The 26,608-nt window shown below is 40.8% G+C and carries 17 protein-coding genes; 7 read left to right on the top strand and 10 right to left on the bottom strand.

Going from position 1 to position 26,608, the window contains the following annotated elements:
- Nucleotides 1–18: 18 nt before the first annotated feature.
- Both MN869_RS03230 and MN869_RS03235 read right to left on the bottom strand, forming a co-directional pair.
- Nucleotides 19–7,803 carry an ESPR-type extended signal peptide-containing protein gene (locus tag MN869_RS03230; protein WP_033133380.1) on the bottom strand — a complete coding sequence of 2,595 codons (7,785 nt, stop codon included), beginning with the start codon at nucleotides 7,801–7,803 and terminating at the stop codon, nucleotides 19–21.
- A 202-nt stretch (nucleotides 7,804–8,005) separates the two neighbouring features.
- Complete coding sequence (locus MN869_RS03235; protein WP_033133379.1) at nucleotides 8,006–8,869, bottom strand: ETX/MTX2 family pore-forming toxin; 864 nt, start codon at nucleotides 8,867–8,869, stop codon at nucleotides 8,006–8,008.
- Between the two features lie 314 nt (nucleotides 8,870–9,183).
- Here MN869_RS03235 and MN869_RS03240 point away from each other — a divergent pair, with 314 nt between their 5' ends.
- A complete protein-coding gene (locus tag MN869_RS03240; RefSeq protein ID WP_033133378.1) occupies nucleotides 9,184–9,867 on the top strand; it encodes a response regulator transcription factor in 684 nt (227 codons plus the stop codon).
- A gap of 41 nt (nucleotides 9,868–9,908) precedes the next feature.
- Nucleotides 9,909–11,732 (top strand): ATP-binding protein, encoded by a 1,824-nt coding sequence (locus tag MN869_RS03245; RefSeq protein ID WP_081406943.1) that lies wholly within the window; start codon nucleotides 9,909–9,911, stop codon nucleotides 11,730–11,732.
- Nucleotides 11,733–11,782: 50 nt separating this feature from the next.
- Here the strand turns inward: MN869_RS03245 and ppk1 are convergent, their stop codons facing one another.
- Together ppk1 and mtgA are read right to left on the bottom strand one after the other, a co-directional pair.
- Nucleotides 11,783–13,861, bottom strand: a complete 2,079-nt coding sequence (gene ppk1, locus MN869_RS03250) for a polyphosphate kinase 1 (RefSeq protein ID WP_005184183.1) — start codon at nucleotides 13,859–13,861, stop codon at nucleotides 11,783–11,785.
- Nucleotides 13,862–13,974: 113 nt separating this feature from the next.
- Nucleotides 13,975–14,649 (bottom strand): monofunctional biosynthetic peptidoglycan transglycosylase, encoded by a 675-nt coding sequence (gene mtgA / locus MN869_RS03255; RefSeq protein WP_033133377.1) that lies wholly within the window; start codon nucleotides 14,647–14,649, stop codon nucleotides 13,975–13,977.
- 72 nt (nucleotides 14,650–14,721) lie between these two features.
- Between mtgA and MN869_RS03260 the strand changes: the two genes are divergently transcribed.
- Nucleotides 14,722–15,528 carry a rhomboid family intramembrane serine protease gene (locus MN869_RS03260; protein WP_033133376.1) on the top strand — a complete coding sequence of 269 codons (807 nt, stop codon included), beginning with the start codon at nucleotides 14,722–14,724 and terminating at the stop codon, nucleotides 15,526–15,528.
- Here MN869_RS03260 and MN869_RS03265 read toward each other — a convergent pair.
- Both MN869_RS03265 and MN869_RS03270 read right to left on the bottom strand, forming a co-directional pair.
- Nucleotides 15,525–18,008 (bottom strand): FtsX-like permease family protein, encoded by a 2,484-nt coding sequence (locus tag MN869_RS03265; RefSeq protein WP_033133375.1) that lies wholly within the window; start codon nucleotides 18,006–18,008, stop codon nucleotides 15,525–15,527. The genes MN869_RS03260 and MN869_RS03265 overlap by 4 nt on opposite strands.
- Complete coding sequence (locus tag MN869_RS03270) at nucleotides 18,005–18,709, bottom strand: ABC transporter ATP-binding protein (protein ID WP_033133374.1); 705 nt, start codon at nucleotides 18,707–18,709, stop codon at nucleotides 18,005–18,007. The genes MN869_RS03265 and MN869_RS03270 overlap by 4 nt, the downstream gene beginning before the upstream one ends.
- Before the next feature lie 36 nt (nucleotides 18,710–18,745).
- Here MN869_RS03270 and MN869_RS03275 point away from each other — a divergent pair, with 36 nt between their 5' ends.
- Entirely contained in the window at nucleotides 18,746–19,375 is a 630-nt protein-coding gene (locus MN869_RS03275) for an arylesterase (RefSeq protein ID WP_005202239.1), read from the top strand.
- Nucleotides 19,376–19,400: 25 nt separating this feature from the next.
- Here the strand turns inward: MN869_RS03275 and aac(6')-I are convergent, their stop codons facing one another.
- Together aac(6')-I and MN869_RS03285 are read right to left on the bottom strand one after the other, a co-directional pair.
- Entirely contained in the window at nucleotides 19,401–19,841 is a 441-nt protein-coding gene (aac(6')-I, locus tag MN869_RS03280) for an AAC(6')-Ighjkrstuvwx family aminoglycoside N-acetyltransferase (RefSeq protein WP_005202238.1), read from the bottom strand.
- Nucleotides 19,842–19,939: 98 nt separating this feature from the next.
- A complete protein-coding gene (locus tag MN869_RS03285) occupies nucleotides 19,940–20,554 on the bottom strand; it encodes a carbonic anhydrase (protein ID WP_004652048.1) in 615 nt (204 codons plus the stop codon).
- A gap of 233 nt (nucleotides 20,555–20,787) precedes the next feature.
- On the opposite strand from MN869_RS03285, the gene MN869_RS03290 reads away from it, so the two are divergent.
- On the top strand, nucleotides 20,788–21,804 hold the full coding sequence (locus MN869_RS03290; RefSeq protein ID WP_033133373.1) for an alpha/beta hydrolase: 1,017 nt from the start codon (nucleotides 20,788–20,790) through the stop codon (nucleotides 21,802–21,804).
- A gap of 24 nt (nucleotides 21,805–21,828) precedes the next feature.
- Nucleotides 21,829–22,836, top strand: a complete 1,008-nt coding sequence (locus MN869_RS03295) for a hypothetical protein (protein WP_243306876.1) — start codon at nucleotides 21,829–21,831, stop codon at nucleotides 22,834–22,836.
- Between the two features lie 22 nt (nucleotides 22,837–22,858).
- Here the strand turns inward: MN869_RS03295 and MN869_RS03300 are convergent, their stop codons facing one another.
- Both MN869_RS03300 and nfuA read right to left on the bottom strand, forming a co-directional pair.
- On the bottom strand, nucleotides 22,859–24,904 hold the full coding sequence (locus tag MN869_RS03300; RefSeq protein WP_033133371.1) for a TonB-dependent receptor: 2,046 nt from the start codon (nucleotides 24,902–24,904) through the stop codon (nucleotides 22,859–22,861).
- 225 nt (nucleotides 24,905–25,129) lie between these two features.
- The gene (nfuA, locus tag MN869_RS03305) at nucleotides 25,130–25,768 is read right to left on the bottom strand and encodes a Fe-S biogenesis protein NfuA (RefSeq protein ID WP_004652044.1); all 639 of its coding nucleotides are present in this window, start codon (nucleotides 25,766–25,768) and stop codon (nucleotides 25,130–25,132) included.
- Between the two features lie 153 nt (nucleotides 25,769–25,921).
- Here nfuA and MN869_RS03310 point away from each other — a divergent pair, with 153 nt between their 5' ends.
- Entirely contained in the window at nucleotides 25,922–26,539 is a 618-nt protein-coding gene (locus tag MN869_RS03310) for a rhomboid family intramembrane serine protease (RefSeq protein ID WP_005145015.1), read from the top strand.
- The last annotated feature ends 69 nt before the right edge of the window (nucleotides 26,540–26,608 follow it).

The raw sequence follows: 26,608 nt of genomic DNA on the forward strand, positions 1-26,608 counted from the left end.
AAAGTTGCTTAAACTATTTTACCAACCGAAGCCAACACCGACGCCACCCGAACTCTCCTCTTTGGTAAATGCACCACCGATGGTAAGTGAAGTGTTTTCGTTAATTATGCGTTGATAACCAATCGAAACGGCCTGTTCCTGCCCTTGAAAACCTGCCCCGACACCCACTCGATTTAGCCCCTTCACACTGGAAGCACTGCTTGCCATATTCATCATTGCAGCAGTCATGGCGCCCTGACGATTGAAACGTTCATCCACTTTTTGGAAACGTTGTTCCGTCTCGACTCTATAATCTTGGAATGCACTATTTAGGGCATTGACCCGTTCATTGGTATAGCTATTGGCTGATTTTTCTGATGCTTTTAATTGTTGGTAATTTACAGCATCTGTGTCTTCTGTTGCATTTGCAACATGAATTACCTGACGTTCTTTACCTTTAGCTCCCACTGAAACCGTATTGTCACGATTTGACTCCGAATCATTACCTAATACAACGGCATTTTTTGCCTCAGTATTCACATTATTACCTAACACAAAGGTTTTATCGCCTTTAATGGTATTGTCATTACCAATAGCATAACTCGCATTCCCAGATACAGTATTAGGGTCACCAAAAGCCCCAGAACCATTGCCTGAAACTTGATTGCCAACACCTACAGCAGTTGAACGATTACCTGTTACGACAGTATTGGCTCCTATTGCAACCGAGTTGTCGCCTGTCGCCGAAGCAGCTTGAGCATCCTTCATGCCATTCACTTGAATATACTGATTACTGGCTGTTAATTGAGTTTGTACATCTGCAATTTTACTATCGGTATATCCATTTGCTGTCTGAACCGCGGCTGTTGTTTGCTGGTCGGTATAGTCTTTCGCTCCATGCAAAGATGCAGCTGCTTTTTGATCTGTATAGCTTTTTGCATCATTCAGTACAGATGTAGTTTGCTGATCTGTATAGGCTTTACCATCAGCTGCTTTTTGGTCAGCATAGGTTTTGGCACTATTTAGAGCCGATACTGTTTGCTGATCTGTATAAGCTTTACCATCAGCCACTTTTTGATCAGCATAGATTTTTGCATCATTTAAGGTTGTAGTGGTCTGCTGATCGGTATAATTTTTTGCATTATTCAATGCTGTGGTAGTTTGTTGGTCTGTATAATTTTTTGCATCATTTAAGTTAGATACAGCTTGTTGCTCTGTATGTGTTTTTAAATCTGATACCGAGGTTTTAATTGTACCTAACTGTTGATCAACGGCGACAAAGGCATCACTCACGGTATTTTTCACTTGCCCTTGAATGCTAAAAGTTGGCGCTGTGAATACACCATTACTCCATAATGCACTGCCTCCCAATGTCTGGATAAATGCAGTATTGGTTGTGTCAACACGCGTATTTAAACTTGTCACTTCATTGCCAATTCGCGTATTTAAAGTGCTAACCTCATTTGTTATACGACCATCTACTGTATGTAGTTGTCTACCTGTCACAGCATCCGTTGATGTAGCTGATAAAGTTGCATCTTTCAGATTGGTAATTTTCGTCCCAGATGTGCCTTGCAAAGTAACTGTATCTTTAGCGGCACTGTCATAAATCACTGCGCTTGCAGAAACATTACCTAAGCCATTTTGTAAGGCTGCGATATCATTGGTATTGGTTGTGACTCGACCATCAATACTAGCAACTGTCGTATCTACACCATCAATACGCGTATTTAGAGTACCAACTTCAGTTGTAACTCGACTATCCAATGTACTGACTGCTGTAGCATTTTTTCCAATCGCCGTCGTATTTTGACCAATCTTACTATCTAGAGCCGCGACTTCTGTACCAATTCGAGTATCCACACCATCAATACGGGTATTTATCGTATTGGTATTGGTAATTATTTTGCCATCTAAACCCGAAACCTCATAACCAATCCGAGTGTTTAATGTATCAACTTCATTTGTTATACGACCATCTACTGTATGTAATTGCTTACCTGTAACAGCATCCGTTGATGTAGCTGATAAAGTTGCATCTTTCAGATTGGTAATTTTCGTCCCAGATGTGCCTTGCAAAGTAACCGTATCTTTAGCGGTACTGTCATAAATCACTGCACTTGCAGAAACATTGCCTAAACCATTTTGTAATGCTGCGATATCATTGGTATTGATTGTGACTCGACCATCTAGAGCACTAATGGCTGAGGCATTTTGACCAATGGCTGTTGTATTGGCTGTGATTTTACCATCTAAAGTCGCAACTTCCGTACCAATGCGAGTATCTACTCCATCAATACGTGTGTTGATGGTATTCGCACTGGTTGTAATCTTTCCATCCAGAATCACGGCTTGTTGGTCTATATAACCTTTCGACGTGGTTAAGCTCATCGTCGCTTGTTGATCAGCATAAGATTTAGCATCGGTTAATGTATTAGATAAACCTGTGGTGAATGCTGTATTTAGATTCCCGACTTCTGTTGTCACACGCCCATCTAAAGTGCTGATAGCTGTAGTATTGGCTGTGATTTTACCATCTAAAGTCGTAACTTCCGTACCAATGCGGGTATCTACTCCATCAATACGTGTGTTGATGGTATTCGCACTGGTTGTAATCTTTCCATCTAGAATCACAGCTTGTTGGTCTGTATAGCCTTTCGATGTGGTTAAGCTCGTCGTCGCTTGCTGATCAGCATAAGATTTAGCATCGGTTAATGTATTGGACAAACCTGCGGTTAATGCTGTATTTAGATTCCCGACTTCCGTTGTAACTCTTCCATCCAATGCTGTAATGCTATTATTAGTTGCATGCAACTGTTTACCCGTCACAGCATCTTTAGAGTTTGCATCTAAAGTTGCATCTTTCAGATTGGTAATTTTCGTCCCAGATGTGCCTTGCAAAGTAATCGCATCTTTAGCCGCACTGTCATAAATCACTGCACTTGCAGAAACATGACCTAAACCACTTTGTAAGGCAACGATATCATTGGTATTGACTGTTACTCGCCCATCAATACCAGCTATCGTTGTATCAACACCATCAATCCGCGTATTGAGTGTCCCAACTTCATTGGTCACTCGGGTATTTAAGGTACCGACTTCGGTTGTGACACGACTATCAAGTATTGCAATATCATTAGTATTGGTGCTAACACGTCCGTCAATCCCTGCAATTGTGGTATCTACTCCATCAATACGGGTATTTAAAGTTCCCACTTCATTGGTCACTCGGGTATTTAATGTACCGACTTCTGTTGTGACACGACCATCAAGTGTCGCAATATCATTAGTATTGGTGCTAACTCGTCCATCAATCCCTGCAATTGTAGTATCTACTCCATCAATACGGGTATTCAGTGTTCCAACTTCATTGCCAATACGCGTATTTAATGTACCGACTTCTGTTGTGACACGACCATCGAGTGTCGCGATATCATTGCTATTGGTACTAACTCGTCCATCAATCCCTGCAATTGTAGTATCTACCCCATCAATACGGGTATTCAGTGTCCCCACTTCATTGGTCACTCGGGTATTTAAGGTACCGACTTCCGTTGTGACGCGACCATCAAGTGTCGCAATATCATTGCTATTGGTGCTAACTCGTCCATCAATCCCTGCAATTGTAGTATCTACTCCATCAATACGGGTATTTAAGCCTGCTACTTCATTGCCAATACGCGTATTTAATGTTCCCACTTCAGTTGTGACACGACCATCGAGTGTCGCGATATCATTGCTATTGGTACTAACGCGTCCATCAATCCCTGCAATTGTAGTATCTACCCCATCAATACGGGTATTCAGTGCTCCAACTTCATTGCCAATTCGGGTATTTAATGTACCGACTTCCGTTGTGACACGACCATCAAGTGCCGCAATATCATTGGTATTGGTGCTAACACGTCCATCAATCCCTGCAATCGTGGTATCAACGCCATCAATTCGGGTATTCAGTGTTCCCACTTCATTACCAATTCGGGTATTTAAGGTGCCGACCTCTGTGGTCAATCGACTATCAACACCTGAAATTGTGGTATCTACACCATCAATTCGAGTATTTAATGTACTGACTTCGGTTGTAACACGACCATCAAGTGTCGCAATATCATTGGTATTGACTGTTACTCGTCCATCAATCCCTGCAATTGTGGTATCCACGCCATCAATACGGGTATTTAAAGTTCCGACTTCGGTTGTGACACGATCGTCTAGGTTTGTCACATTATTATTTGTCGCATGTAGCTGTTTTCCAGTCACTGCATCAGCTGAATTACTATCTAAAGTCGCATCCTTTAGGTTCGTAATTTGGGTGCCTGTTGCGCCAGCAAGCGTAATTTTTTCTTTGTTGCTGCCCGCATCATAAAAAACAGCATCTGCAACAGTGGCTGTAAGAAGTTTCTTATTGACCGCATCATAATCATTTTGCGCATCTGCTACATTGGTGATCCGTTTTTCTGCCCCAGCTTTACCAACAGAGATGGTATTGGCTTCATCAGCAATTGAGCCAGCGCCTAGAGCAACACTATTATCTGCATAAGCTTTACTTTCAGCACCAATTGCTGCCGCTTTATCTCCAAATGCAGTAGATCGAGATCCCGCTGCCAATGCTTGTTCACCAACTGCGATTGCACCACCTTTTTCAACCGCCTGCATCAAGGCATTCATTTCCTCTATCGTGAATGCTCTACCACCTAAAGTCACTGGATGTGTAGGATTACTAGGGTCAAAGGCAAAATCTAAACCATCAATTTTACCTGTCATCGTGGATGAATCCATCTCAATCACTCGACCACTCAAAACAGTTAAAGCTTGAGTCGGATCAAAACTTGATTGATCTTCCAAGGCACCCCCCATCACCGAGCTACCATTACCTAAAGCTGCTCCGCCAACACCTGTTGCGCTACTACTTTTGCCAGTCACGCTGTTGTAACTACCAACAGCACTACTTGATTGACCTTTTACCAAGTTATTAGAACCTATGGCGCTGCTCTTAAATCCTAAAGCTTGGTTTGCATTCCCGACCGCATTACTCCCTATTCCGCTTGCTAGGTTATCCGTACCTAAGGCAGCACTCTCCATTGCTTGTGCTTTATTTTCATGACCTAAAGCACTGCTATCCAAACCAGATGCTTCATTTTTATAGCCCAGAGCGCTACTTCGTACCCCCATTGCCGAGTTTTGCAAACCAATAGCTGAACTGTCTACACCTTGCGCGATATTAAAATATCCGACCGCATTACTATTGATACCCAGTGCCTTATTACTTGTACCCACTGCAGTGCTATTTTGATGTGCAGCCTGATTATCAAAGCCTAAGGCATTTGAAAAAATACCCGTTGACTCATTGTCATATCCAATACTGGTACTGTTTACGCCTGATGCCTTATTTGCCTGGCCGATTGCCGTACTGGCAATTCCTGTTGCTGTGTTGTTATGCCCCACCGCTGTAGCAATATCTCCAGCAATGTTTCTGACACCTACAGCGGTACTGTGTGTTCCTGCCGCAATATTCTGATTACCAACAGCAGTACTGTTTGTACCAAAGGCAATAGATCCGCCCTGATCAATCGAATTAAGGAAGTTTTGTACTTCTTGCTGACTCACCGCTAAGCCATTGATATGCGTAATTGATGCGGTTGAAAAATCCGATGCAGTGACTGGAATACCATTAATCGCTGTAAGCTTAGTTCCATCATTGCTATAGAACGCATAGGTGAAACCTGTTGCGGCACCAATTGCAGTTGATCCTGTTTGTTGGCTTAAGTTATTGCTACCAACAGCAACACTACGCACACCATTTGCAGTATTTTGATATCCAAGCGCATTACTGCCAAAACCCGTTGCAGTATTTTGACGCCCCAATGCATTACTGCTTGATGCTGATGCAACATTATAAGAACCGAAAGCATTACTATCCACGCCAGAGGAAGTATTGGCATGCCCAACGGCACTACTATAACCACCAGAGGCAATATTGGTCCGACCTAATGCATTACTGGTAGAACCAATCGCCTTATTATTTGAACCTATAGCATTACTGTTCACATCCAAAGTAATATTTTCATTACCGATTGCATTACTTACCGCACCAATTGCAGCATTACTACCATAACGCAGCGCATTTACATAAGCTGATTTCTGTTCTTCACTCAATACCATCCCATTCACAGAAGTCAGTTTTGTTGGGTTATCTCGTAAATCAGCCCAACTTGTTGCTGTACTGACCACAGTTATGCCATCAATAGCATCCACAGTTCCTGCTGTTACAACAACACCTGGAGGGGTTCGGCCTGCTGGACTCGTTGCGCTTCCAATTGCTGTTGAGGATTGCCCCACACTGGTATTCAAATAACCAAGCGCACTACTGTTTGCTCCCCTCGCCGTATTACCATAACCAACAGCGGTCGAGTTAGTACCTAAAGTAATACCACCAACACCAAGGACACTGCTATTCTCTGCTAATGCTAAATTTCCTCCCCATTGCAATCGCTCTAAAAAGGCTTGTCGTTGCGTATCATTAACAACAGTACCATTCACATGCGTAATCGTTGCTGTTGTATTCCCTGTCGCCGTCACAGGAATTCCATTGATTCCTATAATAATACCCAATCCATTTGTTGTTATAGATGTAGATCTTAAGGAGGAAATATTAGAACCAACGGCAACACTTGATTTATTCTGACTATAATTATTGACCCCAATCGAAGTTCCATAATCATTGACCGCAACGTTATCATGACCTATTGCACTACCGCCATGCATCAATGCGGTATTGTTATAACCAATTGCGACACTCGCATTCCCTCTTGCTTCGTTTGAATAACCTATCGCTGTACTCGAAGCACTCGTGACGATATTGGCAACACCAACTGCACTACTATTTGTACCGACAGCAATATTACCGCCGTTTTTCGCTGCTTTAATAAAAGCAGCTACCTTATCAGGGGCAGCAGCTTTAGTCGTGGTAATGCCGTTTATGGTAAATGAATCGATATCATCAAGACTGATACTGGCCGAAGTGACCGAAATCCCTGCAACTTTGGTTAGCGTCGTACCATTATTCTCAGTCACATGTGCAATACCAGATGTCGATCCTAATGCTGTATCACTGCTGTTATGGGCATAGTTATCCGATACTGCAATAGCCGAAAACAGGCTTTGCACCTGCCCTAGATTAACGGCATCCGTTCCTTGCGTACCTGCTGCAACATTCGTAATTTGTCGCTGTAATACGGTATTCCCGACTGAAAAACTATTCTCTCGATCTGCAATAAAATTTGCCCCTAGCGCAATACTATTTTTACCTAGCGCTTGAGCCTGATTACCCAGAGCAACGTTATTAATCCTTCTCGCTAAAGCGCCAGAGCCGATTGCTACTCCATTTGATGAGGCAGCAGCACCACCAATTGCCACTGCATGATCCAGAGCCAGAGTTTGATTATTACAGTCTGCTCCAATCGATACAGCACCATCAACACCAGGACCAAAAAAACTGTCACTACTGGCAGAAGCAGTTTGAGTTATATATGTAATATCGCCAACTCCGCTCATTTCTATTGTTTTGTTACTCTGGAAACCAGGACAGGTTATGCCTTGAACAATATTTCCAGCCCAAACATGAGTGCCTGTCACCATAGCAATGCTTAAAACTAGCGTTTGCAGACCAAATCCCCGAGATGTAATAGAACGAGTGGTGACAGCCTCCAAAATGCTTACCGCCCCAATGGTATTATCTGTCTTACCAGCACTTCTGGCATTTTCAGATACAACAACCATGCGCCCCAGTGATTTATTCCAAATTTTTTTAAAAATGTGATTCATATCCGTACCTATATTTTTTAATCAATCGGTACAATTACAAAACATTACACTAAAACCTGTATATCACTGAAAACTGGTATTTCGATAAATCGTCACAATTTTAAAATAATTAATTTATTAATTTAAATCATCTTAATAATATTTTTATAATTCTAAAAATTCAAAAAAATGCCCATATATGGGCATTTTAAAAACTATCAAATTATGCTAACTCAACAAGCTCTACAAAGTTTTCCTCTTTTTCTATTAATTTCTCTACATTCCCCAAATTAACGAGATCAGTAATATCCGAAATAATAATTTTAAAATCGAATTGCTGAGAATTATCCATCATTCCTTTATCTTCGATACCACGTACGGTAAACCTTTCACTATCATTTCCAGCTAATTTTTTTGCATTAATTTGTTGAAAGGCATGTCCAATAGAAGAGATCCAATGATAATGATTATCCACCCGACTTTCGAACCAAGTCCCAGTTTTACCCTTAAAAGCAATTAAAGCAGTGAATGGTATTAATAATCGCTGTTTAGTACAAACCAAAGAAGCTCTGTAGATCTTTCCTGCAGGTACAATGCATTTAATTGTTTGCTTGATGGTTTGAGAGCTGGATTCCGTTGTAGACTCTGTTTTTGAAGTCGCATATTGGTATTCAAAATTAACTTTTATCGTCTCTGATACATCCACAAAAACAATTCCAGCTTTTGCTTTTACTTCATACCCAAGACCAAACTTGATTGTATGGCTCTTTGTTGTCGTATGGGTTTTTGCCAAAGTACAAGTATCCGATAACTCGGTTGAAAACTCAGTGCCAATATTACTTTTAGAATTGTCAAAATCGCTATGGATAATCGTAACCTGATTTTTTTCAAGTTTTGCCTGATCTTGATGAAAAATGATTTCAACATCATCAGCATCACTCACATCCCCATATAATCCACCATCATTTTGTGCCCCCTTTTCATACCACTTACCATTGGCTGGATCTTTATTGGTATTTAATTCTTTTTTCCAAAAATCTGTTAATAACGAACGTAAATATAATTTATCTAGATGTTTAACTGACATGGTTTTTCTCCATTTATTCAAATAAGTTTTATTGAAACCATATAAGATCACATTAGACTAAATTCAAATATCACTGAAAACTGGTATTTTAAAAACAACTCTTGATTAGATTTATTTAATAATAAAAATATTTAATAGTCATATAAAATTCAAATAATAGTTAAAATAAAATATATGATCTAAAAATAAGTAATAGAAAAAAAAGAGGCCTGAAAAAAATATTGTAGACATAGACCTTACAATACCTAATTTCAGTGATAGTCAAAAAATCAAATCCCCCCTATGATGACAACTGAAAACAATAATGGTTAAGGATGATTTTTGTGTCTCAGAATGAACTCACTTTACCCGTGCCCGTATTTATTCTGGAAGATGATGCAATCATGCAACAGCGGCTAAAAAGAATCTTACTGGACATTGGTTATACACAAGAGGCTCTCATTTTTGCGCAAAGCCTCTATCAAGCGAAAGAGATACTTAAACAAAGCCCAATTTCATTTGCACTGGTTGATCTCGGATTACCCGATGGCAATGGCATTGATTTTATCGAAAGCCTAAGACAGCTCGATGAAAGCTCGCCCGTTCTGGTTATTTCGGCTTGGAGCACTCAGGAAACGATTTTAAAAGCAATCCAAATGGGTGCAACAGGCTATCTGTTAAAAGAACGAGATGATTTTGAAATTACCTTATCAATTCGGAGTATATTAAGAGGTGGTGCACCAATAGACCCGTTTATAGCCCAACAGATTCTGTCAAAAATTTCATTTGAACCGACAACAAAAGATATTGTAGTCGTAGAACAAAATCATTTACTTTCAGCGCGAGAATTTGAAATTTTAAAACTGGTTTCTCAAGGAATGAGTAATCGAGAAATCGCTGATTTTCTTCATTTATCAAAATATACAATCGAATGTCATATCAAACATATTTATCGAAAGCTTTCAGTGGGCAGTCGCTCCAAAGCCATCAATACAGCACGTTCATTAGGTCTTTTATAAAGTACCTCGTACTGTGCTGGTCGCTTTGCTTAGCACAAGTAGTGCTGGCGAATTCATTGCCATCTATTGCAAATAGCCACTCAAGCTGTACAGCTCAAATCACCTCGATACAGGTTGCAAAAGCAAACCGAGAAAGTCAGACACAACATCCTCAAACCGACTGGCAAACGATAACTTTGCCTGATCATTGGCATCAACGTTGGCCAGACTATACCGGTAGTGCATGGTATAAAATTGCTTGGGATTATCATTGTCCACAGCATCAATACGAACCGATTACCTTAGTGATTAATAGTATTAACATGGCAGGAGAGATTTATCTAAACGACGAACGCCTTTGGCAAGATAAATCCCTAGTTGAGCCACTGTCTCGTAGTTGGAATATGCCACGTTACTGGGATTTACTCCCCTCTACATTAAAACAAGGCTCAAATACTTTATGGATTCGAGTCGTTGGAGTTGCAACCCAAGATCCAGGCTTAGGGCACGTTATCTTAGCAACACCAGAAATCGCAATTCCTCAATATGAAACCTTCATATATGAACAACGCGTTTTAAACTTTTTTAATCTTTCCTTCTCACTGATCTTGGGCCTGATTGCTTTTCTGGTCTGGCTCTTTCGTCGACAGGAAAAAGCTTTTGGTTGGTTTGCTCTAACCTCCTTCTGCTGGGTGATTATTATGAGCAATATTGCCATCATCAATCCCCCTTTTGGCTTAAATACCTTACAAATTGCACGCATCAATATCGTCATGATTTTTATGCATGCAATTTGTGGTTGTTTATATGCATGGCGTTTTGCGCATCAACGTTTTCCCCATATCGAAAGAACCTTTTTGATTGGCTTTATTGTTGTAGCTCTATCCGCTATTTTACTCCCAGATACAGCATTAACATGGTTTTTACTACTCACCTTTATCTGCGCTGTTTTTATTAATATCGCCAACTGTATTTCGTTCCCTTTTATTGCTTATAAAGTAAGACAAATCGAAGCCTATTTATTGGCGAGTGTTTTTGTTTTCTTCTTATTTATTGTACTGCATGACGCGTATCTGATTCTTAGCAAGTCCTCAACTAGAGCTGCTACTGTTGCTTATACAGCGCCTTTAATGACCTTATTTATTGCGATTATTCTTGCTTTAAGGCTTGCCAAAAATGTGAAGAAAATTGAAAAATTTAATCAAACATTGGCACAGAATATTGTTGAAGCAAGGGATGAATTGGCTGTTTCACTGAGCACCCAGCATCAACTTGAATTAGAAAATGCAAAGCTACAAGAACGCATACAACTTGCACATGATTTACATGATGGCTTAGGCGGTTCTCTGGTTCGTTCCATGGTGACTGTCGATCAAAGCCATGTAAATCTGAGCAATCAACAATTTTTATCCATGTTAAAGTTATTACGAGATGACTTGCGTCAGGTGATTGATAGTGGCTCAAGTACTGGGGCAAAAGTACCAGATACGCCTTTGCTCTGGGGAGCTCCATTGCGTTATCGGTTTAGCCAGCTATTCGATGAACTTGATATTGCATCAAAATGGTCTTTTCCCGAATCTTGGCAAATCCAACCAAGTCCGCTCGTTTGTCTGACCTTACTACGAGTCGCAGAAGAGGCATTGACGAATATTTTAAAACATAGCCAAGCAAATTCAGTGCGCTTTATCTTGTCTTTTTCAAATGATACAAAATTAATTTTAGAGATTGAGGACAACGGAATTGGATTTAATGTTGAAGCGGTCCAAACTGCGGGAATGAGTGTCGGCCTGAGAAGTATGCAAACGCGTTTAGAACGTTTGGGTGGGACTCTCGTTATTTACTCCAAGGTTGGGAAAACCGCAATAAAAGCATCTCTTCCGATTTAATTTAAATATGTTCCAACAAGTACTGTTGACTTGTTGGAACACTCAGACATTTATTTAATTGCATCAAGCAAAGTATGCTGTGCATTATGTGGCGCCTCACCTTCTACAGGTCGTGCACGATCCCAAACACCATCACCCTGTAACAACCATGCTTGCTGATTATCTTTGAGATAATTCAATAAACCGAGTTGATAGATACGCTTCTTCAACGCAGGATCTTCAATCGGGAAACAGGCTTCAACACGGTTGAATAAGTTACGATCCATCCAGTCCGCACTCGAACCATAAATACGTGGATTACCATTATTACTGAAATAATAAACACGTGTATGTTCCAAAAAGCGACCGACAATCGAACGGACACGAATGTTTTCAGACAGATTTGGCAAGCCCGGACGTAAACAACAAATGGAACGAATAATCAGATCAACCTGCACACCTGCCTGCGAAGCTTCATACAATTTATTGATCAATTGAACTTCGGTTAAGGCATTTACTTTAATAATAATTTGCGCTGGTTTGCCTTCTTTGGCATTGGCAATTTCATCATCAATATAATTAATGAGTTGAGCGTGCAAAGTGAATGGCGCGTGCAGTAGCTTTTTCGGCTTTGCCATTTTGCCCATACCGGTTAATTCTTGGAAAATACGGTGTACGTCTTCACACAGGTCTTTGTCTGTGGTCATCAAACCGTAGTCGGTATAAATACGAGCATTGGTGGCATGGTAATTCCCAGTCCCCAAATGAACATAGCGCACCAGTTTATTATTTTCACGACGCACCACTAAAATCATCTTGGCATGGGTTTTATAACCCACGATACCATACACCACCACTGCACCCGCTTCTTGCAGGACGTTGGCCACTTCAATATTGGACTCTTCATCAAAACGGGCACGTAATTCAATGACTGCGGTGACTTCTTTCCCATTTCGTGCTGCTTCAGCAAGTACTTGTACGATTTCTGAATCAGCACCGCTACGGTAAAGGGTTTGCTTAATTGCTAGCACTTGCGGATCACGCGCAGCTTCACGCAACAATTGAATCACAGGCGCAAATGATTCAAACGGATGATGCAATAAAATGTCCTGCTTCTGCATGGCAGCAAAAATACTTTCCGACTTTTTAAATGCTTTTGGAATGACTGGTGTATGTGAGTCATAACGCAAATGTGGACGTTTAAAGTTCGACAATAAACGTGCCAAATTCACTGGTCCATCAACACGATAGAGCTGCTCTTCGTTTAGATCAAACTCATCCAGTAAATATTCATAAATATGCTTTGGACAGTTATGTGTCACTTCCAAACGAACTGCTCGACCAAAACGGCGTGAACTTAATTCACCTTTGAGCGCTTTGGCTAGATCTTCTACATCTTCGTTCAAGGCTAAATCGGCATTACGCGTGACACGGAATTGATAGCAACCTGTTGCCGTCATGCCTGGGAACAAGTCCGAGACATGTTCGTGAATGATTGCAGACAACATCACATGATGTTCTTTACCATCGGTGAGCTCATCTGGTAAACGTACCACACGTGGCAAAGAACGTGGTGCGGGTACAACTGCAAGATCAATCTGACGACCAAACGCATCCTTCCCTTCCAAGGTCACAATGAAGTTTAAGCTTTTGTTGACTAAGCGTGGGAATGGGTGTGCTGGATCAAGACTAATTGGAGTCAGTACAGGGGCAACTTGCTCTTGAAAATACTTTTTAATCCAAGCCGATTGTGCTGGCGTTAATTCACCACGACGTAAGAAGCAAATATCCTCTTCACGCAGTTTCGGCAAAATTTGTTCGTTTAGAATACGGTATTGACGCTCAATTGCAGCATGCGTGGTTTTTGAAATTTGATCTAAAACTTGTTTAGGTGTTAATCCATCTGGCGTGCGGCTTTCATTGCCTAAGGTCAGTTGCTCCATCACTCCCGCAACGCGAATTTCAAAAAATTCGTCTAAATTGCGTGAAAAAATCAGCAGGAAGTTCATCCGTTCTAAAAGGGGGTGAAGTGGGTCGACGGCCTGTTCAAGTACACGAAGGTGAAAATCGAGAATCGAAATTTCACGATTAATATAACGATCGTTGTAACTGTATTCTATGGGCGCTGTTGTCGTCACTGCAGTATTCATACCGAACCTTGTCGCATTATCATTCATCAAGTGATGATTTAAGTATGCTGCAAAATTATGTCAATTTGGTAAAAAAGCCCAAAAATATTGGGCTTTTTTAAATTTTTTTTGGATTATTGCGGAATTTGTATCGCATTCATATATTTTAAAATAACACGTTTGCGATATTGCAGCTTACGGTCATTGCGGTTGTCTTGATAGTACTTTGGATTAGGTAATAATGCCGCCAAGAAAGCCGCTTGTTCTCGGCTTAAACTTTTTGAACTTTTGCCATAATAGAATTGAGCCGCTGCCTCAACCCCATAGATGTTCTGACCAAACTCGACTGAGTTCATATACACTTCTAAAATACGGCGTTTTGACCACATCCGCTCCATCATCCATGTGGCAATGGCTTCTTGCCCCTTACGGATGAATGAGCGCTGATTATAAAGAAATAAATTTTTAGCCAGCTGTTGCGAAACGGTTGATCCACCCGCAACTAACTCGCCTTTTTCACTATTTCGTTCTAATGCAAATTGAATTCCAGCCCAGTCAAAACCATGATGATGGATAAACTTGGCATCTTCACCCGCTAAAATTGCGCGTTTGAAATTATCACTAATTTCATCATAATCGCGCCATTCCTGTTTAATCGGTTTGAAGTCAGTCAAATAGTCTGCACGCATAAACATCGTCGTTTCGACCGGATGGGTACGCCACCAGACCAAACTAGCAAAGATCCATAACTGAATCAGTAGAATGACGCCGATAATCAACATTACTGCGCGTGCTAAAAAGGCTTTCATTAAAGTGCATCACTCCATCGTGCAACAAATTCATGCTAAGCTATTTTTTATATCAATAACTAGCGTAAACACATGACTGAAACGACTCCACCACAAATCAATCAAAAATTGCAAATACAAACATGGTGGTTTACTGCGCTACTGATTGCAGTCAATGTCGGATTATTTGGCTGGCAGATTCTTTCAGGTGTGAATATTACCGACCCTGCCCCAGTAGATGCAATCGCTTGGGGTGCAGATTTTACCCCACTCACCTTCACAGGTGAACCTGAACGTTTATTCAGCAGCATGTTTTTCCACTTTGGCATGATTCATTTAATGCTGAATATGTGGGCACTTTATATTTTTGGTAGTGTTGCCGAACAACTCTTTGGACGAAGCTACTATATTGGTCTGTATTTTCTTGCGGGCTTAATGGGAAGTGTACTGTCAAGCTATTTAAGCATTCGTGATGGTTATGAACTATTACAGCAGTTTGATCCTAAACTGCTTCCTCACATCAGTGCTGGGGCCTCAGGCGCAGTGATGGGCATTGGTGCCGCGTTGACCGTGGTCTCATTATTTCCGCCTTTGCCACAACAGCGTTTTTGGCTCGATAAAAAGTCATTACTGATGATTATGGGAATTAACCTTGTCTTTGGTTTTACCGTTTCAGGCATTAATAATGCCGCTCATATCGGCGGTATGATCATGGGAGCTTCATTAGCTGCGACATGGTATTTCAGTCAAAAAATGCAAAACAAAGGCTTATTCCAGATCATTGCTTTAAGTCTTGGATTGCTATTACTTGCTGCATTTTATTGGTATTGCACCGCCTTAAGCGCAGGACTCAATCCTTTATGGCATGAAATCCTGCGCCAGAATCAGTCAACATTTTAAGACTGATTCATTTCTCTTAGACTTTGTAATGGTGGAATATCACATAAATAGCTCAGACGATAACGACCAATCAAAGTACAAATGATCATCATGCTCAACGGTAGGATCAACCAAATTTCAGGATGCCATTGCACAGCCATTTGCATCCTGTGACTGGCAATCGCACTAATCACCTCTGCAAACAAACATGCCACCACACCTGACAACAATCCAATAAAACCAATTTCAAGACTGAGCATCCGTTTGAGCTTATTCTTGGCAATACCAAATGAACGTAATAAAGCGACTTCTTTACGACGCTCATCCATCAGCACATTTAAACATGCAATCAGTACCAATACACCAGAGAAGCCAACCAATGCGGCGAGTACCGTGACAATCTGTACCAGCACATTCACCAAACGTTTAATTTCATCCAGAATCCGTCCGACATCAATAAATACCGTATTGGAAAATTGCTGAATCAATTGCACCATTTTCGGCTGATCGGCAGGTGGCAGATAGAAGCTGCCTAAATAACTGCCCGCGTTTTCATCCATCGTTTCGGGTGAGAAGATGAAGAAAAAATTCGGACTAAAACTTTCCCATTCGACGCTACGTAAGTTCACCACTGTAGCTTCTAAGGTACCTTCAGGCAGGCTAAAACTGAGCTGATCACCAATTTGAATGCCAAGCTCATGCGCTGTTTTTTCCTCTACAGAGACTTGTCCCACTTTGCTAAAGTTTGCAACCCCTTGGGTAATCACATTGTCTTTAGGATAAAGACTGGCTTGAGTCAGATTGAGCTCACGACGTAATGAGTTGTTTTGCTTGACCAATTCAGGCGCGAATGCATGTCCATTTTTAGCCAGTAAACGTCCGCGAATATTGGGATACAGTGGCGTTGATTGCCAACCATTTTGCTCAATTTGCTGTTTGAACTGTGGCATATCAAATGGTGGTAAACCATAGACAAATTGGTTCGGCGTACCCTCAGGCAATTGCTGTTGCCAGCGTTGCAGCAGATCCGTTCTCAATACACTCAATACCGTAATCAAACTCAGGCCTAAAGCCAGTGCAGTGATCTGCAAAGCGGTTTGATGTGGAATCCGTACATAAGCCGCTAGAGGATGTTTCAGTTGTTTAATCGCTTTGAGTAGCAGCCAAATCACCCCATACATCATCGAGCAAAGCAGTAAGATTGCGCTGAGTACCAACAAGCTCAACTGTAGATTATCACTCAGCACCAAACTAAACAGAATCAAGCTGACAATACCAATCGCAAACATTGCCACATAAGACTTCCGTGAACGCTCCTGTTGGCGAATCACCCGAATCGGTGGTGTGTTTAATAACTCCCAAATGCTTGGCAAAATAAAGCCGATCAGCACCATCACACTGGTAAAAATCGCAATGGGTAAGGCATAAAGCAGATCGACGACTGCGAAGCTCAATTGCAGTTGTGGAATCAATTGCAACATCAGTTGCAATAAACCATAACCCAAAGCAATCCCAATCAAGCTTCCTAACACAATCGACAAAGCACTGACGATTGCAAGCAAGGCAATATAGGCCAATAAAATTTGTCGCTTACTCGCCCCCAAACAACGCATCAAAGCAATATGATCTTGATTCTGCTGTACATAACGCTGACTGGTTAAAGCAATCGCGATACCACAGAGTAAAATGGTCAATAGATTGGCCAGCTGTAAGAAAGTATCCAAATTTTCAATCGGCTTCATTAAGCGGGTATTAGATTGACTGGCATCTCTGAGTTTCAGTGAACTTTGCTCGCCTTCAAATTGTTGATCTGCCTGCTGTTCAGTGTCTTGTTCATTTTTTTGAGATTGTTTGAAAATCTTTTTATAGGCCTTAATTGGCTCAGGCTCACCCGCAAGCAGCAGTCGATATTCAATTCGGCTTCCGACTTGAACGGCATTAGTTTTAGCAATATCGGCTTGGTGAATAATCACCGTCGGAGAGAACCCTGAAAATCCAGTCTCTTGATTAGAATCTCGTTCAATAATGCCCGTGACTTTAAACTGAGCATCGGCAATTGCCAATGGCTCCCCCATTTTTGCATGTAATAAATCCATCGCCCGCTGACTTAACCAGACTTCTCCTGGTTGTATCGCCTGTGCTTTGGGTTGAATCACCAACTGACCACGTAAGGGAAAATTTGCATCTACCGCTTTGACATTCACCATCACAAATTGATCTTGGGTATGTGCCATTGAGCTAAATACGGTCACTGGAGCATGTTTTAACTTCAGTTCATCTGCCTGTTGCAGCCAATTCAGGTGAATGGGATCCTTGTCTGATAGGACTAAATCCCCACCCAGCATTTCAGCCGCTTGTAGCGCCACCGCATTTTGGACTTGAGTATTACTAAACTTGAGCGCCGTAGTGGCACTGATTGCCAAAGACAAGGCAATAATCAGCAGATATAAGCCCCCAGTACGAAAACTTTGTAACAGTAAGGGTTTCAGGACTGAACTCATACCCCCTCCTGCAACTTAACGATTTCCTGAATTTGACCATCGGCGAGTTTCACATGGCGTTGGCAAAGTGCAGCCAAGTTTTGATCATGAGTAACTAGCACTAAGGTTGTACTGAGTTCTTTATTTAAATCAAATAACAGTTGTTCAACCTCTTCCGCAGTTTGCCCATCCAGATTCCCTGTGGGTTCATCCGCAAAAATGATTTTTGGCTCTGCAATTAACGCCCGTGCAATCGCAACACGTTGCTGCTCTCCACCTGAAAGCACTTTCGGTGTTTGCTGTGCTTGTCGAATCAATCCTACCCTTTCCAACCATGCCAATGCTTTTTGTTCTGCCTGCTTGAAATTAAAATCGGGTTGCAAACGTAACGGCAACATCACATTTTCCAATGCACTTAACTGCGGCAACAACTGAAAAGATTGAAAGACAAAGCCAATATTTTCTAAACGAACACGGGCACGTTGTTCTTCAGTAAGCGTATGAACTGCTTCTCCACAGACCCATAACTCACCCAAACTCGGTCGATCCAATGTCGCGAGGATACCTAATAAGGTTGATTTTCCTGAGCCTGAACGTCCTGTAATGGCAATTTGTTCACCTTGATAGATATCTAAATTAATATCTTTTAAGATGCTGAGACTTTGCTGATTGATTTGAATATTTTGTGTAACTTTTTGGGCAGAGATAATCGGTTGTGGCATGATGTCACGTATCCTTTAGGACAAATTTGAAATACGATGCAAAAATCTAAAGTTATCTGGTCACTATCAAAAGCAGTTGGAATCATCGCCATTGGCTTGATCCCAACACTGGTTTCAGCAAAGACTATTTTAATTTTGGGTGATAGCCTGAGCGCAGGTTATGGCATCGATGTAAAACAAGGCTGGGTGCAATTATTACAACAACGCCTAGACCAACAGTATCCGAAACAACACAAAGTGGTCAATGCAAGTGTCAGCGGTGAAACCACCAGCGGTGCATTGGCAAGACTTCCGAAGTTATTACAAACTTACAAGCCTGAAATTGTGGTCATTGAGCTTGGCGGCAATGATGGCTTACGTGGTCAACCGCCACAAATGATTCAAAAGAATCTCGCTCAATTGGTACAGCTGAGCCAAAAACAGAAAGCCAATGTTTTACTGTTTGGTATGAAAATACCACCGAATTATGGGACAGCCTATAGCACGGCTTTTGAAAATAATTACAAAATTGTAAGTCAGCAATATAAAGTGAAACTGTTGCCGTTCTTCCTTGAAGGTGTGGCTGGGCAGAAACATTTAATCCAGAATGATCAAATCCATCCCAATGCCAAAGCACAACCAATTATGCTGAATGTGGCTTATCCCTATATCAAAGGCGCTTTATAAGCACCAGTTGAGTCGCTAAAGTCGCTTAGCCGATATTTTTCTTAAAATACACCACACGTTCAGTTTCATGAAAACCGAGTGCTCGATGCATTGCATGGCTAATATGATTGTCCAGCGCTGCATCTGAAGCGAACTCAGTACATGCAAATTGTTTCGCCCATTCCTCTACGAACTGAACCAACTGAGTCGCGATACCTGAACGTCGATATTCAGGTAATACATAAATCCCTTCAAGAAAAGCCACGGGTGAGGTTTGTGTACCATTCACATATTCATATCGAATCGAAGCTTCCAACATGCCAATTGCTTGTTGGGTGTCGGTATAAGCCAATAATTGTAAAGTATCAGTTTGTTTAAGTAGCTGACGCATTTCCAATAAATGCGCATCGTCATGATCAGGCCAGAGCAAACTTCTTAATGCTAGCCAATCTGATAATTGTGATTCAGATATCGGCATAATATTCATAGTGGAGTTGCTCTTTGAGTGAAACATCCAAATTTTATTAATGAAGGATAAAACATGAATGATAAAATAATGGCGAGTCTCTCAACTCGCCATCTGCTTTAAAAATCGAAGAAACTGACTTCACCTGTTTCCAGTGAATATTCAGCGCCAACCACAATCATTTTGCCTTTCTCGATCAGACTTTCCAACACGGCTGAACCATGACGTAATTGATTCACTGAAGCAAATACATTGGAACGAACCGCATGAGCTGACAGTTTTTTCAAATCGTTTTTTAAATCTGTTTGCATCAAAATTTCAACCGAAGGGCGTACACGATTGACAATCGACATCAAATTTGACGATGGCGGTTGCTGTGGGTTCATCAAGGTATCAATCGTCGCTTGAATCGCGCCACAGTGACTATGGCCTAACACCACCACAACAGCACAGTCATAACGTTCTGCCGCAAACTCAACACTCCCCACCTGTGACGGTGCAACAATATTACCGGCTACACGAATCACGAACAGGTCACCTAAACCTTGGTCAAATACCATTTCCGCAGGTACTCGGGAATCAGAACAGCCTAAAACAATCGCAAAAGGATTTTGTTCACTTGCCATTTCGGCACGTTCTTGGTGAGACAATAATTTTTGTTGAACTGCCTCTCCCTTTACAAAACGGGCATTACCAGCTTTTAAACGTTCTAGGGCTTCTTGAGCAGTGAGCATGCTTAAATCCATCTATGGTTGACATGAGCAAATAGTGTAATGTGCGCCTGTTTGAAAGTCACTGACAAAAATAAAAACTCTCAGTATGTCTGCTAATGTTTTAATCAGGAAAATAATGGAAAATTGATGATTTCATTGGCAAGAATTTCCATACAGTTGTAGATTATGCAAATGACTCCTTTAGCGCTTTCCCCAATAATCAATGGGCGTAAAAATAGATCAAGGACAGAACAATGAATACAAAAACCCAATTTGCAATGCCCTTTCGTAGGACGCTCACTGCGGCGTTACTGGCATGCAGTTTAACCACAGTTGCAATCAGCACCACACAGGCTGCGGAAATTGAAATGAGTTTCCAAAACCTACTGCAACAAGAACGTGCTTGGGCAGGCTTGCAAAGTAAAACTTTAAAAGTAGGTGACATTACGTGGTCATATAGTGAAGGTGGCCAAGCAGGTAAACCGATTGTGATTTTGATCCATGGCTTGGCTGGCAGTCGCGATAACTGGAACCGCGTCGCACGTGCCTTAACTGCTAATTATCATGTGGTCATCCCTGACTTGCCTGCCAGTGGTGAAACTCAGGTGCCAAAAGATTTTGATTATTCTGTACCCAACGTGACTGAAAAACTACGTCGTTTTGTTGAAGCAGCCAACCTCACCGGCCCAGCACATGTGGCAGGTCATTCACTTGGCGGTTCAATTGCGATGCTATATGCAGGTCAATATCCATTTGAAACCAAAAGCTTATTCCTGATTGATGCGGCTGGGGTATATAAATCTGCCACCACACCTTATCTTAAAGATCCAACTCAAGTCAGAAACATGATTGTGAGCAAAAAAGGAGACTTTAACTTCTTGATGCAACAAGCCATGCATACACCACCATTCATTCCTAAAGAAATTGCCCAAGCGCAAGAGAAAATGATGATTGGTCAGGTTGAACAAACTCAAAAGATGGTTGATCAAATCATTGCCTTGAATAAGCTCTACACACCAGACTCATTTGCCTTATTGGCGCGCTCAATTGATGCACCCACCCTGATTTTATGGGGTAAACAAGATAAAATTATTAATGTTGAAGTTGCACCTGAGTTAAAATCACTGCTGAAAAATGCACAAGCACCTGTAATCTTAGACAATGTTGGACATATGCCAATCTTGGAGGCAGATCAATTGGTGGTTCAGCAATATCTACCTTTCCTCAGTAAGATTCAGGCACAAAAGCCTGCAGCAATACCTTCACCCTAAATTTAATGAGCGATTTGAGATTTTATGTCGAAACACCCCATGATAGAACAACTGATTGATGCACAACTTGATTTTCTAGAGCAGGAGTTTGCACAGGCAGAAACGATTCAACACGAGTTTAAACAGTACTATCATTGGTTACGCTTACAACAGTTACAGCATCTTTGGTCGTTTGAACAAATCTTTGAACTGATTGAAAAGCAGATTTTGGCCACACCTGCCAGTCCATTTTTAATCGAACAAATTGCTGAACATATTCGTTTTGCCTTGATTCATCCGATCAATGATCAAACCACGATTGAACAGGTCATTCCAGTCCTGACCATCGACTCAATCGCCCAGTATGTAGCGAGCAAGAGTGGACATCGCCAACGCTTGATCAAAACAGTAGTGAATAACCCTGCTTTTTCTGCATTGATTACCCAACTGATTCAACACTCAATCCAAGATTATCTGGATAATTCCATGTCAAAACGTGTTCCTGGGGTTGGACATTTTATGAAAATGGGAAAATCTGTTTTAGAAACAGTGACCGATTCCAATCTGAATGACACCATTAACCACTACTTACAAAAGAACATTTTAAAAATCAGTCAAATGAGTGAAAAGGTGTTAAATCAACACTTTAATGATGACAAGCTCTACCATTTTCAGGCCAACCTCTGGCATAAAATTAAAGTCATGCCTTTATCGGTCTTGCGTAATTATTTCGAGGTACAAGATTTACCTAAGACAGTGGGTATGGGACATGAAATTTGGGAGCATATCCGTCAAACCCCTTACCTAAAACAGCAAGTGCATGATGGCGTCTATGCATGGTATGCCCGTAATCAGGAGCGAACCTTTGATCTTTTACTACGTGACCTAAATATTGATGAAGAGTTGATTCAAAATCAGTTGACCGACCTGCTCTCACCAGTTTTACAGCAAGTCATCCAAACAGGTTATTTAAGACAACGCACACGCGTGTATTTAGAGAAATTTTATTATTCTGAAAAAACTAAAAACATTCTTAGTCAGAAAGATCGTTAAACGATCTTTCTAACTTATTCACTTAGTATTTAACAGTTACGCCGACAAATGCACGTTGACGTTCTACTAAATATGAATCATCACCATTTGATAAGTTCTTATCAAATAAATTGCTCAAACCCGTTCTAAAGGTAAGATTATCATTGTAGCTATAGTTTGCAGACACCCCAAAAATTGTATGCGGTTTTTGCAGACTACTGGTTGTTACATTATTACCAAAATATTGTTTTCCTGAATGTTTTGCATTGAATTCAAAAGCAAAAGCATCTGTTGGTTTCCAATTTAAAGCTGAGTTCACTGTAATTTTAGGTGTAGTAATTAGTTCTTCACCCGTATCTAAGTTTTTTGCCTCAAAGAAATAAGTCATATTATTATTCCAATACAACGTATCTGTGAGTGGGAAGTTTGCAACAACCTCTAAACCTTTCGTCCGTGCTTTGCCAATATTTTCATAACGGGTATACCAACGACCATTAATCTTATCTAACGCTGCGTAATCAATTTTATCTTTGAAATCAGTATGGAAATACGTCACACCAAGATCAGCGTTAAAGCCCGTATAATTGAAGCTAATTTCATAGTTGGTACTTTCTTCAGGTTCCAGATTTGGATTACCTGCCATGTAACAACCACCTGTCGTATAACCCAGTGGGATTAGAGAACTACAACCACCTCCTCTAGAAAAAGTCGCAGCACCTGCAGTTGTTTCTTTTAATGATGGTGCTCGGAAACCTTTTGCAACCCCACCTTTAATGGTGAAATCAGTGACTGGATGGAAGACAAGATAAGCTCGTGGGCTATGATGTGAACCATATTTATCATCATGGTCTAATCGATCACCAATCGTTAAATTTAAGTTGTCTAATAAACTTATATTATTTTCCAAGAAAACTGCCCAAGTTTTATTATCAACAGTTGGATCTGAATATTTCTGCCCATCCCAACTTCCATCTGGTGATGTTCCAATGGTTTGAGTATTGGTTAACTCATTTTTCTTCCACTGCCCACCAACCGTTAATGATTGTTCAAACAATACATTGAATGGGATATTCAAATTCCCCTCAACAATTGTTTCATTTGACTTCGCAATGCCAGTCTCATTACTACTATCGTAATCATTGTAATACGCAGATAGTTTAGATTTACCAAAACCCCAATCCCCATCATGGGAAATACTATAAGTGTGATGTTCTAAATTATCTGGTCCCCAAGAGATCTCGCCCTCACTAATCGCACCACCACGTCCAACGACCTCACCAAATCCTGCCTTATTTTTTTGAGTTGAAATTCCCGCTTCGACAGCAACTTGATGTTTATCATTAATTTTATAATTCAATAATGCGTTATAGTTTTCATCAATGTATCCAGAAGTCCCTTTACCAGCTTTAATATTCTGATCAGCTTCACGCTCTGTACGACCAGCAGTTAAGCGTAATCCTAAACTATCAGTTAATGGACCTGTCACCATAACGCCCATTTGGTCAGTATGTCCTAAATCCCCGGAAGTCGTTGGAACAGTATAATTACGAGTTAAGCTCCCGCCCCATTTGGTTGGAATCTTACGGGTAATGATGTTGATTACCCCACCCATTGCATCTGAACCATAAAGTGATGACATTGGGCCACGTACCACTTCAATTCGTTCAATCATTTCAGGTGTAATCCAGTTTAAATCCTGACGGCCTAAATCAGGACGATAATTGGTATCACGCGAAGAGCCAATACGTTTCCCATCAATTAAGATTAAAGTGTAATTATCTGGTAAACCACGTAATTTAATTTTTGAACCGTCGCCATTAGGACTCGTCCCACCTGTAACACCAGGAACTTTATTCAATAATTCACCAATGCTGCTTACTGGTTGTTTTTCTATGTCTTCTCGCGTAATCACACTAATACTTGCAGGTGCATCTTTTACATCTACAGCTTGGCTACTAGCAGTCACAACAATTTTTTCAAGTTGGACAGCATCTTTATTGGTTTGAGTTTCTGCTGCATGTGCAACGGTCATCATACTACTCAACACAGAAATTGTGAGGAGCGATTGACGCACGATTGTATTAGACATATTTTCACCCGATTCAGAAAAAATCTTAAAATTTGCTTAAAAATTCATGAGAATTCTAACAAAAAACAAATAAAACTCAATAAAAATGATAATTATTATTATTTATATATTCACTTTGTTTTGCATACATCTATTTATAGGATAAAGAAAAATCATCTCAGTTTTGATTAAACAATAAAAAAAGCCCTCGAAAGGGCTTTTAAAAATACAGTAAATTTCCAGCAATTATTTAAAATAAGCGCCTTCTGCTTGCGTATGATCGGTTTGATCCACTACACGCTGTAATTCAGGCACATGCTGTCTTAAAGTGGTTTCTACCCCTTGCTTCAAGGTAACATCAATCGCAGAACAACCTTGGCAACCACCACCGAATTTCAATACAGCAGTTAGACCATGTTCTGGATCATTATTTACTTCTACCAAACTACAATTACCGCCATGTCCTTCTAGACCTGGATTAATTTCAGATTGCAGTACATAGGTAATACGCTCTTCAATTGAAGCATCTGGGCCGACACGCGGTACTTTCGAGTTTGGTGCACGGAATGTTAATTGACCACCAAAACGATCTTTGTTGTAGTCAATTACGGCGTCAACCAAATACGGAATTGAAGGTGCATCAACATAAGCAGGAAAATTAGGATAATCCTGTTTATAGTCTGTCGGCACCACTTCTTCAGGTGCGCTATATGCCATACAACATTCAGCACGTGGAGTACCTGGATGCTCTACAAAAACACGAACGCCAATTCCTGGGGTATTTTGCTTTGCTAATAAATCACCTAAATACTCTTGTGCAGATGGAGTAATTAAAAGGTTTGGAATTTCTTCTGCGACAGCAGTGTTGGTGTTCTCAGTCGACATAACAATAATCCTCAAGCTGATGTCGTTATATTAACCGAAGATGGAGGGTAATAAAAAAAAATCAACCATTTTTGTAGGAATTCTATGCAAGAACATTGTTTATTAAGTTTTTAATGGCATTATTGCTTAGACACTGATCAATTTAAAACCTATATGTTACATCTACCCTTTGGTCACACTGTGACTCTCATCATTATTACTGTTGCAATCTCCTTATTGGCCTTCTCCAATCAGGCGGTGATGAACCGTTTGATCTTTTGGCCTCCCGCAATGCAACGTGGGCAATATGACCGTTTTATCACGCATGGTTTCATTCATGCTGATGGCACGCATCTATTGTTCAATATGATCACGCTGTTTTTCTTCGGCAATATTATCGAAAGCTTCTATCGTCAGTTTTTCTATGATATGGGCTTTGTCTTATTTTATCTAGGCGGATTGATTGTTGCCATTTTACCGAGCTATCTGAAACATCGTCATGATGCACGATGGGCGAGCCTAGGTGCTTCTGGTGCAGTTTCAGCGGTACTGTTTGCCTATATCCTGTTCCAGCCTTGGAACTTGATTTTTGTGTTCTTCATTCCAGTTCCTGCGATTATTTTTGCCATTTTATATGTGGCCTATAGCATCTGGTCAGGTAAACGCGGCAATAGCAATATCAACCACAGCGCCCATCTCTGGGGTGCTGCCTATGGCGTGGTGGTGACCATCATCTTGGAACCAAGGGTTGTTCCACATTTCTTGAATCAACTCACCAAAATCCCATTTTAAATCATCTTAGAAATAAGCCCCTATATTGGGGCTTTTCTTTTTTTAAGATTAATAATCAAATTTTAATTA

Origin of the sequence: Acinetobacter sp. NIPH1876 (assembly GCF_022808535.1) — a bacterium.
Classification (GTDB): Bacteria; Pseudomonadota; Gammaproteobacteria; order Pseudomonadales; family Moraxellaceae; genus Acinetobacter; species Acinetobacter higginsii.

Bases quoted from the DNA above. Each gene is read 5' to 3' on its own strand.
- MN869_RS03290 (WP_033133373.1), top strand. From the start codon at position 20,788: ATGAATACAAAAACCCAATTTGCAATGCCCTTTCGTAGGACGCTCACT.
- MN869_RS03300 (WP_033133371.1), bottom strand. From the start codon at position 24,904: ATGTCTAATACAATCGTGCGTCAATCGCTCCTCACAATTTCTGTGTTG.
- MN869_RS03230 (WP_033133380.1), bottom strand. From the start codon at position 7,803: ATGAATCACATTTTTAAAAAAATTTGGAATAAATCACTGGGGCGCATG.
- MN869_RS03275 (WP_005202239.1), top strand. From the start codon at position 18,746: ATGCAAAAATCTAAAGTTATCTGGTCACTATCAAAAGCAGTTGGAATC.
- MN869_RS03240 (WP_033133378.1), top strand. From the start codon at position 9,184: ATGATTTTTGTGTCTCAGAATGAACTCACTTTACCCGTGCCCGTATTT.
- MN869_RS03310 (WP_005145015.1), top strand. From the start codon at position 25,922: ATGTTACATCTACCCTTTGGTCACACTGTGACTCTCATCATTATTACT.
- MN869_RS03295 (WP_243306876.1), top strand. From the start codon at position 21,829: ATGTCGAAACACCCCATGATAGAACAACTGATTGATGCACAACTTGAT.
- MN869_RS03235 (WP_033133379.1), bottom strand. From the start codon at position 8,869: ATGTCAGTTAAACATCTAGATAAATTATATTTACGTTCGTTATTAACA.
- MN869_RS03265 (WP_033133375.1), bottom strand. From the start codon at position 18,008: ATGAGTTCAGTCCTGAAACCCTTACTGTTACAAAGTTTTCGTACTGGG.
- mtgA (WP_033133377.1), bottom strand. From the start codon at position 14,649: ATGAAAGCCTTTTTAGCACGCGCAGTAATGTTGATTATCGGCGTCATT.
- nfuA (WP_004652044.1), bottom strand. From the start codon at position 25,768: ATGTCGACTGAGAACACCAACACTGCTGTCGCAGAAGAAATTCCAAAC.
- ppk1 (WP_005184183.1), bottom strand. From the start codon at position 13,861: ATGAATACTGCAGTGACGACAACAGCGCCCATAGAATACAGTTACAAC.
- MN869_RS03260 (WP_033133376.1), top strand. From the start codon at position 14,722: ATGACTGAAACGACTCCACCACAAATCAATCAAAAATTGCAAATACAA.
- MN869_RS03270 (WP_033133374.1), bottom strand. From the start codon at position 18,709: ATGCCACAACCGATTATCTCTGCCCAAAAAGTTACACAAAATATTCAA.
- MN869_RS03285 (WP_004652048.1), bottom strand. From the start codon at position 20,554: ATGCTCACTGCTCAAGAAGCCCTAGAACGTTTAAAAGCTGGTAATGCC.